A 12,217-nucleotide genomic window follows, 5' to 3' on the forward strand; every position below is an offset into this window, starting at 1 on the left:
AGAAGAGGACTACCGTCACGGCACCCCTCCCCTGCAAACTTAAAACAACCAACAAAAGAAATAGATAATATCTATCCTTTATATCTTTAACAGAAGAATGAAGAGGCGCCTATGCGGACTTTTCATTCTTCTTCTTTTTTATCTAATAAACAGAAGTTCTCTGTATTTAGGCAACGTCCACATCTGGTTGTCAACGATGAGTTCCAGCTTGTCGATGTGGTAGCGGATTTCTTCCAGTGCCGGTGCGATGTTATCGTGGTAAGCAATGGCTTTTTCGCGTTCACATTCGATCTTGTTAGCTACCTTACGTGCTTCGATCATCGAATCAACATGTTCTTTGATGAAAGCGGTGCGAACAGAAATCTCTTCGATCAGTTCCAGATTCTTGGATGACAACTCAGTTGCCTTATCAACAGGGAACAAAGACTGCATCTTATACACATTGTCGATCAGGTTAGTCTGGTAACGAGTAGCTACCGGAATGATATGGTTCATCGCCAAGTCGCCCAATACACGTGCTTCGATCTGAATCTTCTTCGTATATGTTTCCCATTTCACCTCGTTGCGTGCGTGCAATTCCTTCTTTGACAATACGCCGGTTGCTTCGAACATCGCAATGCTCTCCGGTTTCAGGTAGTTGTCGAAGATAACCGGAACGCTTGTTTCGCAATCCAAACCACGTTTGGCAGCTTCAATCTTCCATTCTTCGCTGTAACCGTTGCCATCGAAATGGATTGGTTTGCAGATCTTGATATAACCACGAACTACGTCGAGGATAGCAGAGATCTTCGGTTCACCCTTTTCAATCAACGCGTCTACGTCTTTTTTGAACGTTGTCAGCTGATCGGCCAAGGCTGCGTTCAGAGCAATCATTGCGCTGGCACAGTTAGCCTGCGAACCTACGGCACGGAACTCGAAACGGTTGCCGGTGAAGGCGAACGGAGAAGTACGGTTGCGGTCGGTGTTGTCGATCAACAGTTCGGGAATCTGCGGAATATCCAACTTCATACCCTGTTTGCCGCTGAGGCTGATCAAATCGTCGATTGTACTGCTTTCGATATGTCCCAATACTTGAGTCAACTGCTTTCCGAGGAAAGAAGAGATGATAGCGGGAGGTGCTTCGTTAGCTCCCAGACGGTGAGCGTTCGTTGCGCTAGAGATAGCAGCCTTCAGCAAACCGTTGTGTTTGTAAACAGCCATCAGGGTGTTGACTACGAATGTTACGAAGCGCAAGTTCTCTTCCGGAGTTTTGCCCGGACCCATCAACAAGATGCCAGTGTCAGTACCAAGTGACCAGTTGTTATGCTTACCCGATCCGTTAACCCCTTTGAAAGGTTTTTCGTGTAGCAACACGCGGAAACCGTGACGGCGGCTTACTTTACGCATCACCGACATGATGAGCAAGTTATGGTCGTTGGCCAAGTTACATTCTTCGTAGATAGGAGCCAACTCGAACTGGTTGGGTGCAACCTCGTTGTGACGAGTCTTCACCGGGATTCCCAATTTCAGCGATTCGATTTCAAGATCTTTCATGAAAGCAGCCACACGAGTCGGGATTGCACCGAAATAGTGGTCTTCCAACTGCTGATTCTTGGCGCTATCGTGTCCCATCAGCGTACGGCCTGTCAACAATAAATCCGGACGGGCAGCGTACAAACCTTCGTCTATCAGGAAGTATTCCTGTTCCCATCCCAAGAAAGCGACAACCTTCTTTACATCCGGGTTGAAGTAATGGCAAACAGCTGTTGCAGCTTTGTCTACGGCACGGAGTGCTTTCAACAACGGAGCTTTATAGTCAAGTGCTTCACCGGTATAAGCAATGAATACCGTTGGGATGCACAAGGTATCGTCTATGATAAAGGCAGGAGATGAAGGATCCCATGCGCTGTATCCACGAGCTTCAAATGTATTACGGATACCACCGTTGGGGAAAGAAGAAGCGTCCGGTTCCTGCTGTACAAGCAGTTTGCCTGAGAATTCTTCCATCATGCCGCCTTTACCATCGTGTTCTACAAAAGCGTCATGTTTTTCGGCTGTTCCCTCTGTCAATGGAGAGAACCAGTGTGTGTAGTGTGTAACTCCCATTTCAGTAGCCCACTTCTTCATTCCGGAAGCTACTTCGTCCGCGATTGTGCGGTCGAGTGGAGCACCATTGTCAATTGCATCGATCAAAGTGTTGTATACCTTGCTAGGCAGGTACTTAAACATCTTTTCTTTGTTGAATACATACTTGCCGAAATATTCCGATGGACGTTCGGCAGGAACTGGAACTTCAACTGCTTTCTTCTTAAAAGCCGTTTCTACGACTCTGAATCTAAGTTTTGACATAATACCTAAGTTGATTTGTTGTTAAATATGTTAGAGTAAAAAAAGTTCTTTATGTGTTCCCGGAGAGGCGATCAAACCCATCCGGGATTTATTTATCTTAGTTGTAAGCAGACTCTCCGTGTTCGTATACATCGAGGCCTTCTTCCTCAACGCGAGCGTCAACCCGGATACCTACCAGCTTGTCTACCACTTTGAACAGGATGAAAGTCATCACCGCACTGAAGACGATAGAAACCACTGTGGCGATAATCTGAATCCAAAGCTGATTCCAGTCACCGTACAAAGCACCTTGCACACCGCCTTCACCTGAGATATACTGTGTAGCGAAAACACCTGTAAGGATAGAACCTACGATACCGCCTATTCCGTGTACACCGAAAGCATCGAGCGCATCGTCATATTTGTATTTCGGTTTGATTACCGCTACCATGTAGAAACATACCAATGAAGAAACCAATCCGATGAAGAAAGCGCCCAGTACATCTACCGTACCTGCTGCCGGAGTGATGGCAACCAAGCCTGCAACGGCACCTGTACATACACCTACTGTAGTCGGCTTCTTATTGTGCAGCCAGTCGATAACCATCCATGTCATTGCGGCAACGCAAGTTGCGAGGTGAGTTACCAAGAAAGCGTTTCCGGCTATTCCGTCCGCTGCCAAGCCACTTCCGGCATTGAAACCGAACCAACCCAACCACAGGAACGCTGTTCCCATGAAGACGAAAGTGATGTTGTGCGGAGTGATCGGGCGACTGGTGCTGTAGTCTTTTCTACGTCCCAGCATGATAGCCATAACCAAAGCGGATATACCTGCGTTGATGTGTACCACTGTACCGCCGGCGAAGTCGATTGCCCCTAAGTTCTGAAGCCATCCGCCTCCCCATACCCAGTGAGCCATCGGGTTGTATACCAAGATTGCCCAAAGAACGCTGAAGAGCAGGAAGCCTGAAAACTTGATTCTTTCGGCAAAGGCACCGATGATCAGAGCTGGAGTGATGATGGCGAACATACATTGGAAAAGAACGAAGACAAGTTCGGGAATATTGCCCGCTGTCAGGGTAGTGGTTGTTATGCCGTGGAGCATAACTTTATCGAAACCTCCGATGATGCATCCCCACACGCTTCCCGATTCCATGAAACTGGTTCCAAATACAAAGCTATATCCGAAGCCGATCCACAGGATGCTGATTACGCCCACCAGAAGCAAACACTGCATGATGATACTTAATACATTTTTTTTGGCGTACCAAACCGCCATAAAACAAGGCTAATCCAGGGATGGTCATTAATAATACGAGTATAGTTGCTACGATAATCCAAGCGGTGTTTCCACTGTCGAGTGTCGGTGCTGCCACTTCGGCGGCTTCGGGAGCGGCCTCTACCGCTGCTACTGTTGTGCTGGCTACGATGGTGTCGATTGCTGCTACAGAGTCCTGTGCGAACGTTTTCGCACTTCCCAACATGGTAAATAAGAGTATAGCACTTGCTATCCACAACGTTTTCGTGCTGTGGCCTTTATATGTTTTATCCATAATTCTATCTTTTAAAACCTGATTTAAATTTTAGTTTAGCGCTCTTGCTCTGCATTGTATAAAGCGATGTCGCCTCTCTCAGCTGTCCGGATTCGGATGGCGTCTTCTATCGGGATGATGAAGATACGTCCGTCACCAATTTCTCCGGTCTGTGCCGATTTGATAATCGCTTGCACGGTTTTCTCCGCATTCTTGTCGCGAACGACGATAGAGATTAGAATACGTTCGATAGAACTGGTATCATATACAATACCTCGGTAGATACGACCTTGTCGTGCTTTTCCAATACCTCTTACGTCATAATAAGAGAACCATTCGATGTCCGCTTCGAGAAGTGCTTCTTTCACTTCTTCAAATTTGGTCTTGCGGATGATAGCTTCAATCTTTTTCATAAACCTTAAAATATTAGTGTGACTTGCAAAAGAAGAGGTATAGGGACCGGGAGTTATTGTAGGTTACCATACAACAAACCGATAAAAGAAACTCTAACTACTTTCCTGTTCCCTATACGCTCTCCGGATATTCTCATTCTCTCTCTCTATTAAAAACTTAATCCGAATGTAAAGTAAGCTCCTTCCGTACGCGGATTCACGGTTACCTTGCAAATGCCGGAACGGAGAAGGAATCTGTCACTTTGATCTCTTTAGAAGCTGCCAGGCTGACATCGGAAACACTGAAACCACTGGAATATCCGTTGTAGAACGTCGTTTCCCAAGGAACCATGCCCAAGTCTACTGCCCAGTCGAGTCCGCCTAAACTGAATGGAGCACTAAGTGCGAGGTAAGAGGAATAAGCTCTTTTTCCATTCTCTTTCACGCCGTCGGCACCTGCGAAGTTGGTGTACCAATTAACTGCCAACGGACCAAAATCATAACCCACCTGTGCCTCATATACATGAGCTGTGGAGTGTGCACCATACTTGAAATACTTGTTGGTGATAAACTCATCACCTTCGCCGGCCGTTTTGTTGAACCAATAGTCGGTTACCGAAACGCTGAACCCGCCAGTCGCATATCCCAATGTTAAATCAAATTCTTTCGTATCTTTCGACTCAAGTCCTACTGATCCCCATGCACCGAGTGAAAAGCCTTTGTATGAAACGCCTAATGCCGGTTGGATGCTGACTCCACCCAAGTCCTGACCACGCCAGATATAACCACTTACCAGATCCGCTCCAACCGAAGCTTCTACCTTATCTTGTGCCGTCATTGTAGCCGGAGCAAGAGTTATCAGTAATGCTGTTGCCATTACTCCCAGTTTTTTGTTACTCGTCATTTTCATCGTCTTTTTGCCTTTAATAGTTAGAAAAATGTGGATGTACGGTCCATGCGTTATATAGTAGCGCGCAAAATACTATCAGTTAAATAAAAAATTGAGAACTTAGTATGGAGGAATACGTTTCTTTCATAAGTCTGTATAGGGATTTTTGTTCTACTAATTCTCAATTTTTTAAATCTTAAAGCCAGCTTTTAATTCGTCTCATTGCTTCGATGCAGTCATTACGTTCGCCGAATGCGGTTAGCCGGATGTAACCTTCACCGCTCGGTCCGAAGCCAACTCCCGGTGTGCCTACCACATTGGCTTCATACAACATTTGCTCGAAGAAACGCCAGGAAGGAGTATTGTTCGGGGTTTTCACCCAGAGGTACGGAGCGTTCACTCCACCGTATACCTTCAAGCCGGTTGCCTCCAATCCTTCTTTCATGATTCGGGCGTTTGTCATATAATAATTGATTGTCTCTTTTATCTGTTCTTTTCCCTCGGGTGTGTATGTTGCTTCGGCTGCTCGTTGAGTGATGTAAGATGTTCCGTTGAACTTGGTGCACTGACGGCGGTTCCAAAGCTTGTTGAGCGGAATGCGGTCTCCTGCCAGGGTGGCGGCGGTCAGCTCTTTAGGTACTACTGTGTATCCGCAGCGTACACCGGTGAAGCCTGCTGTTTTGGAGAAACTGCGGAATTCGATCGCGCATTTCTTTGCACCTTTTATTTCATAAATAGAGTGGGGGACGTCTGCATCCTGGATGTATGCTTCGTAGGCAGCATCAAACAAAATGAGCGTATCGTTTGCCAGTGCATAGTCTACCCACTTTTTCAGTTCCGGTTTAGTGAGTGTTGTGCCGGTCGGGTTGTTCGGGTAACAGAGATACACAATGTCTATCCGTTTCGTGGGAATTTCAGGGATAAAATTGTTTTCACTTGTACAAGGCATATAAGTGACATTGCTCCATTTTCCTGTTTCCTCTTCGAGCATCCCGGCCCGGCCACACATCACATTACTATCAATATAAACCGGATAAATAGGATCGGTTACACCGACACTGTTGTCGTGACGGAGAATATCTCCGATGTTGCCAGTGTCGCTTTTTGCTCCATCGTTCACAAAGATCTCGGTTGGCGAGAAGTGAATGCCACGAGGTGCATAATCATTTTTAATAATCGCTTCAATCAAGAAGTCGTATCCCTGTTCGGGACCATAACCGCGGAATGAATCCTTGCGGGTTAATTCGTCCACTGCCTTGTGCATTGCCTCGGTGCAAGCCTTGGGCAGAGGCTGAGTAACATCGCCGATACCGAGTCGGATGATGTTCTGCTTAGGGTGTGTTATCCTGAATGTATTTACCTTTTTCGCAATATCCGAGAACAAATAACTTCCCGGTAATTTAAGAAAGTGTTCATTTACTAGTGCCATCTTGTTCTTGTTTTAAGTTTATAGAAAATTCTTCCCATCTCTCTCCAATGGAGAGGAAGTTGTGTTACTTTTATATTCAAATATCTATTATATCTCATTTGCTCTGTTCCATTTCCTGTCCGCTCTCTTTAGGAGAATGTGATCTCTCCGTCGAATACTTTGGTTGCCGGTCCGGTCATTAAAACATGTTCGGTTACCTCATCCCATTCGATGGTGACGGCTCCTCCGTCCATGATTATCTCGCTCTTCCGGCTTGCCAATCCGTTAATGACCGCGGCTACTGCTGTAGCGCAAGCGCCCGTTCCGCAGGCTTGAGTGATGCCCGATCCTCTTTCCCATACTCGCATTCGGATTTTATCTTTTCCGATTATTTGAGCGAATTCTACATTCGTCCGGTCCGGAAAGAGGGGGTAGTGTTCCAACTTGGGTCCGATTTCAGGTAAGTCAATTTGATTAATATCCTCCACGAAAGTCACCAAATGTGGGTTTCCCATGGATACCTGAGTCGATTGGTACGGAAATTCATCACCAAAAAGAACGCTTCCGGTGGAAACCGGACTTCCCATATCTACTGTAACGGCTATAACAATTCCTTTGTCTACCTGCAATTTCAGGGTTTTGATGCCGGACAGTGTTTCGAGTGTTATCTCTGTTTTCTCTGTCAATCCATATTCGTATACGTATTTTCCTACGCAGCGACTACCATTTCCGCACATCATTGCTTCCGAACCATCTGCATTGAAGATGCGCATATTGAAATCAGCTTTATTCGAATAACCTATTAATATAAGTCCGTCACTTCCAATTCCTGTATGAAACTTGCTCCATTCAATGGCCTTCTCCTCAGGATTTGCTATCGGATATCGGAATGTGTCTACGTAAATGTAGTCATTACCGGCTCCGTGCATTTTGGTAAACCTAACGGTGTTTGTCATTTTGTTGTTTATTTATTGGTTGTTGTTTCCTTTTGTTTTATTACAATGCAAAGATATGACTTTTTGTTTTATATTTTATCATATAACCTATCTAATATCTATTTATTTTTCAAAAACTTTCAATCGCAGTAAATTAGGCGCTCGTAAATGCGAAATTGTAAGTACGAATAGGCCTCTATTAATAAACTATTATTTTATCGAAATGTTTTGCATATCCTTTCATTATATATGAAGTTTTTTTGATCGGTATTATTGCAGTTTAGCACTACAATTCATCTTTTTATGGGGTTTTTGACTTGACAAAGTGAAACTAAAAGGACGGTTTTTGCTAACTTATTGCATTCTTGTTACAAAAAAGAACCCGTTGTAAAAATCTGAAGTTTTTTTATTCTACTTCGCAGCCGATTTCTTCCATTCGCAAGGAAATTGTGAGAGCAAAATACCTATTTTCCTGTTTGGGGCTTGAAAGTAGGATTAGAGCAAAAAGAGTGAGGTAGCTGAAAGTGACTATCGATCTCAAAAAGAATGCTCGAAAAAAGATCTAGATCTTTTCTAAAAAGAGCCTGATCTTTTGACTGAAAGACCTCGATGTTTTTTTTAAAGATCTAGATGTTTATCGAGTCTGTTGCGTGCTTTGACTTTACCTGCTTTCAGTTTATACGTTTTTGGTTATCGTGCGTTTTTCATTGTCACTATTATATCCGTTGTACAAAGTTGCTTTACAGCTTTTGGTTTTGCGTACACTGAATGGCTAATAATGAGAAATACCGACTACCGGGCTTCTTACAGCGAGGTAATCGGTATTTCTTACCAATCAGTGGATTTCTGTTATTTCTTTAGCAGATTTAGTAGTACAACCGGTTCGTTGGTTGTGATGAAATCTACCTTTTTTTCGATGAGCCACTCCATATCTTCCGCTTTATCTACGGTCCACACGTTGACTTTCATATTCAGGTCATGACATTCTTTGATCCATTCGGGGTTTTTGCGGAATACACCGAGTTGATAGTCGGGGCCTGTGCAACCTATCTCCTTCAATTCTTTGGGCGAAAGATCACCGTTGAGGTAGAACACAGGTGTTCCGGCAGGGGCAAGGCGGATAAACTCTTTGGTGGCATGTAACGAGAATGAAATATATTCCATGCGTTTTTCGAGTCCCATGCGTTTCACCATGGCGATGATTTCCTGCACAGCTTTCGTTTCACGCTTGGTGTTTCTGTGTGCTTTCAACTCCAGAACGAGTTTGGTGGTATTCTTTTGACCGGCTTGCAGGAATCGTTCCAAGCTAGGCAGGTACTCGCCGTTGGACAGTCGAAGGCCGGTGAGGACATCTGCTTTGGAGTATTCCATAAATTTCATCTTGAATACCGGGTCGTGGTTGACCACCAACTTATTGTCTTTGGCAAGCCATACATCAAACTCCGAACCGTAGCAACCGATTGAGTCAGCCTTTTGGAGAGCGGTGATGCCATTCTGTGAAGAACCGGGAGTTTTCCAGAATCCTCGGTGAGCAATTACTTTTGTTTGCGCTTGCAGGCAACAGGAAGCTATCAAAAGTGCGCATGCCATCATCATTTTTCTAAAATTCATTTTATCTCTTGTTTTAAGGGTTATCCAGTGTTTGGGTTCAAAATTATAAAAAAGAAAACGCAAATTAGCCAATAATATGCTAATCTGCGTTAATCGTAATATAAATGTAAAGGATTGTTTTATACGTAGGCTTCTTCGTGTACCCCTTTTATGGCCCGTCCACTCGGGTCGTTCATGTTCTTGAAAGCCGTATCCCAAGCCAGTGCTTCAGCTGTAGAGCAGGCTACACTAGGTACACTGGGTACGCTTCGTGCGGCACTTTCACTGGGGAAATGTTCTTCAAAGATACTCCGGTAGTAATACTCTTCCTTGTTCATCGGCGTATTGATGGGGAAACGTTCGGCAGCAAGAGCCATCTGTTCGTCACTCACGCAGCGGATGTAACCTCTTTCAATGTGTCGATCCATGAATAGCCAACTCCGTCACTGAACTGTTCTTTCTGTCGCCAAGCTACACTTTGTGGCAGCATATCGGAGAAAGCTTCCCGGACAATGCGCTTTTCGATCTCTTTACCGGTACACATTTTACCTTTCGGATTGAGTCGCATCGCTACATCGAGAAACTCTTTGTCGAGGAACGGAACACGTCCTTCAACTCCCCAAGCGGATAAACTCTTATTGGCACGGAGGCAGTCGTAAAGATGCAGTTTGCTCAACTTACGTACCGTCTCTTCGTGAAAGGCTTGCGGAGTCGGTGCTTTGTGGAAATAAAGATAACCTCCGAAAACCTCATCAGCCCCTTCACCACTCAACACCATCTTGATGCCCATCGACTTAATCACACGGCCTAGCAAGTACATGGGAGTAGATGCCCGAACGGTAGTCACGTCATAGGTTTCGATGAAATAGATCACATCGCGGATTGCGTCCAGACCTTCTTGTACCGTATAATCGATTTCATGATGCACGGTTCCGATATATTCGGCCACTTCGCGAGCCTTTATCAAGTCCGGTGCGTTTTTCAAACCAATGGCGAAAGAGTGTAGTTGCGGCCACCAAGCATCGCTAGCGCCATCAGTCTCAATACGTTTGGCTGCATATTTCTTCGCAACTGCCGAGATTACCGAACTGTCAAGGCCGCCAGAGAGTAATACCCCGTATACGTCGCTCATCAACTGACGATGTACAGAATCTTCCAATGCTTCTTTTACGTCGCTTACGTGGGCTTCGTTGTCTTTTACAGCCTCATATTCTGTCCAATCACGCTTATACCAGCGTTTCATTTCTCCCTCTTTACTGTAATAGTAATGTCCCGGAAGGAAGGGCTCGTATTCGTCGCAGAAGCCTTCGAGTGCTTTCAGTTCGCTGCCGAAGTAGATCATTCCCTCTTTGTTCTTACCTATATATAAAGGTATAACACCGATCGGATCACGGGCGATCAGGAACTCGTCTTTTTCTTCATCGTAAAGCACAAAGGCAAAGATACCGCTGATATCTTCCAAGAAGTTTATACCCTTGTCTTTATACAAAGCCAGAATCACTTCACAGTCGCTTCCGGTCTGGAATTCGTATTTGCCATCGTATGCGGCACGAATATCACGGTGATTATATATTTCCCCGTTCACGGCAAGGATTTGCTTACGGTCGGGGGAGTATAAAGGCTGTCCACCGCTTTTCGGATCGACAATCGACAGACGTTCGTGTGTTAGAATGGCACTTCCACCTACGTAGATACCACTCCAGTCCGGTCCGCGATGACGGATTTTTTGCGCCATTCTCAGCGCTATACCTCTCAGCTCTTTTGTCTGAGCTTTTATGTTGAGTATACCTGCTATTCCACACATAATCGTACTTTTTTTATTTATTGCTTAAATAAGAATCAATTGCTGCTGATGCTGTCCGTCCTCCGGCCATAGCGCGTACTACAAGACTTGCACCGGTATCGGCATCCCCTGCCATGAAAACGTTTTCAGCATATTTGGGGTGTTCGGGCTTCAGGAATCCCATAGCCAGAAGCACCATATCTACTTCGATTACCTCTTTCTTGCCTGTCGGTGTCATTACCGGACGTCCGCCTTCGGGTGAAGGGGCCCATTCGACTTCTTCTACCTCCACGCCGCTTACCTTACCGTTCTTACCGATGAATTGGTTGGACGTCAGACACCAACGACGGCTGCAACCCTCTTCGTGACTGGATGTCGTTTTGAAAACGATGGGCCATTGCGGCCATGGAGTCGCGGGATTGTGGTCAACCGGCGGTTTGGGCATGATTTCAATCTGTAATACGCTGACAGCTCCTTGGCGAACGCTTGTACCGATACAGTCGGAACCTGTGTCACCACCACCAATAACCAATACTTTTTTGCCTTTGGCGTTTACCAACTTATCTTTCGGAAAGGTTTGTCCTTCCAATATTCGGTTTTGTTGTGCCAGCATATCGAGTGCGAGGTAGATACCTTTCAGTTCGCGTCCCGGAATGGGCAGATCACGTGCGGTTGGAGTTCCGGTGCAAACACAGTAAGCATCGAATCCTTCCGGAAGACGGTTCAAATCGACTTCCACACCCATCTCAAACAAGATGCCTTCCGCTTCGAGTATGCTCATGCGTCGGTCTATCACATTCTTGTCCAGTTTGAAGTTCGGAATACCGAAACGCAACAAGCCACCGGGGGCTTCGTCTTTATCGAATATGGTAACGGTGTATCCCTTCTGATTCAGTTGGTTGGCTACTACCAATCCGGCAGGGCCTGCACCGATCACGGCAACCTTCTTTCCGTTTCTCACCGGAATGATGGGTTGAATATATCCTTCGCGAAAAGCAGCTTCTACAATTGCTACTTCGTTTTCACGAATGGTCACCGGTTGGTCGCAGGATAATTTCAATACACACGACTTCTCGCAAGGAGCGGGACAAATACGTCCGGTAAATTCGGGAAAGTCGCATGTGGACGATAAGATCTCATAGGCCTTTCTCCATTTTCCTTTATAAAGCGCGTCCTGCCATTCCGGCTGTTTGTTTGCTATCGGGCAAGCCCAATGGCAAAATGGTACTCCGCAATCCATGCAGCGTGAAGCTTGTAATCGGCGGCTGTTCGTATTTAACGTTTGTTCTACTTGGCTATAATCGGTGATTCGCTCGCTTAGCGGACGATATCCGGCCTCTTGACGAGGTATGTTTAAAAAAGCTTTAGGATCTCCCATCTC

Annotated in this window: 6 protein-coding genes and 3 pseudogenes; all 9 read right to left on the minus strand. The window is 45.5% G+C overall.

All coding sequences use genetic code 11. The annotated features are described in order from the left end of the window. Positions 1–138: 138 nt before the first annotated feature. The 9 genes and pseudogenes from JCM10512_RS17655 to JCM10512_RS17695 all read right to left on the minus strand — a co-directional run bounded on the left by JCM10512_RS17655 (position 139) and on the right by JCM10512_RS17695 (position 12,214). A complete protein-coding gene (locus JCM10512_RS17655) occupies positions 139–2,328 on the minus strand; it encodes a glutamine synthetase III family protein (RefSeq protein ID WP_044165016.1) in 2,190 nt (729 codons plus the stop codon). 97 nt (positions 2,329–2,425) lie between these two features. Further along, positions 2,426–3,791, minus strand: a pseudogene (locus JCM10512_RS17660) (ammonium transporter). 104 nt (positions 3,792–3,895) lie between these two features. Next, positions 3,896–4,252 carry a P-II family nitrogen regulator gene (locus JCM10512_RS17665; protein WP_044165018.1) on the minus strand — a complete coding sequence of 119 codons (357 nt, stop codon included), beginning with the start codon at positions 4,250–4,252 and terminating at the stop codon, positions 3,896–3,898. Positions 4,253–4,401: 149 nt separating this feature from the next. Next, positions 4,402–5,141: pseudogene (locus tag JCM10512_RS17670) on the minus strand (hypothetical protein). A gap of 175 nt (positions 5,142–5,316) precedes the next feature. Then, the gene (locus JCM10512_RS17675; protein WP_044165020.1) at positions 5,317–6,549 is read right to left on the minus strand and encodes an LL-diaminopimelate aminotransferase; all 1,233 of its coding nucleotides are present in this window, start codon (positions 6,547–6,549) and stop codon (positions 5,317–5,319) included. 128 nt (positions 6,550–6,677) lie between these two features. Continuing rightward, on the minus strand, positions 6,678–7,484 hold the full coding sequence (gene dapF, locus JCM10512_RS17680; RefSeq protein ID WP_044165022.1) for a diaminopimelate epimerase: 807 nt from the start codon (positions 7,482–7,484) through the stop codon (positions 6,678–6,680). Positions 7,485–8,312: 828 nt separating this feature from the next. After that, a complete protein-coding gene (locus tag JCM10512_RS17685; RefSeq protein ID WP_044165024.1) occupies positions 8,313–9,074 on the minus strand; it encodes a glycerophosphodiester phosphodiesterase family protein in 762 nt (253 codons plus the stop codon). 119 nt (positions 9,075–9,193) lie between these two features. Beyond that, positions 9,194–10,857: pseudogene (gene asnB / locus JCM10512_RS17690) on the minus strand (asparagine synthase B). Positions 10,858–10,870: 13 nt separating this feature from the next. Next, the gene (locus tag JCM10512_RS17695; RefSeq protein ID WP_044165025.1) at positions 10,871–12,214 is read right to left on the minus strand and encodes a glutamate synthase subunit beta; all 1,344 of its coding nucleotides are present in this window, start codon (positions 12,212–12,214) and stop codon (positions 10,871–10,873) included. Positions 12,215–12,217: the final 3 nt, after the last annotated feature.

Source organism: Bacteroides reticulotermitis JCM 10512 (genome assembly GCF_000517545.1).
Lineage (GTDB): Bacteria > Bacteroidota > Bacteroidia > Bacteroidales > Bacteroidaceae > Bacteroides > Bacteroides reticulotermitis.

Bases quoted from the DNA above. Each gene is read 5' to 3' on its own strand.
- dapF (WP_044165022.1), bottom strand. From the start codon at position 7,484: ATGACAAACACCGTTAGGTTTACCAAAATGCACGGAGCCGGTAATGAC.
- JCM10512_RS17685 (WP_044165024.1), bottom strand. From the start codon at position 9,074: ATGAATTTTAGAAAAATGATGATGGCATGCGCACTTTTGATAGCTTCC.
- JCM10512_RS17695 (WP_044165025.1), bottom strand. From the start codon at position 12,214: ATGGGAGATCCTAAAGCTTTTTTAAACATACCTCGTCAAGAGGCCGGA.
- JCM10512_RS17675 (WP_044165020.1), bottom strand. From the start codon at position 6,549: ATGGCACTAGTAAATGAACACTTTCTTAAATTACCGGGAAGTTATTTG.
- JCM10512_RS17655 (WP_044165016.1), bottom strand. From the start codon at position 2,328: ATGTCAAAACTTAGATTCAGAGTCGTAGAAACGGCTTTTAAGAAGAAA.
- JCM10512_RS17665 (WP_044165018.1), bottom strand. From the start codon at position 4,252: ATGAAAAAGATTGAAGCTATCATCCGCAAGACCAAATTTGAAGAAGTG.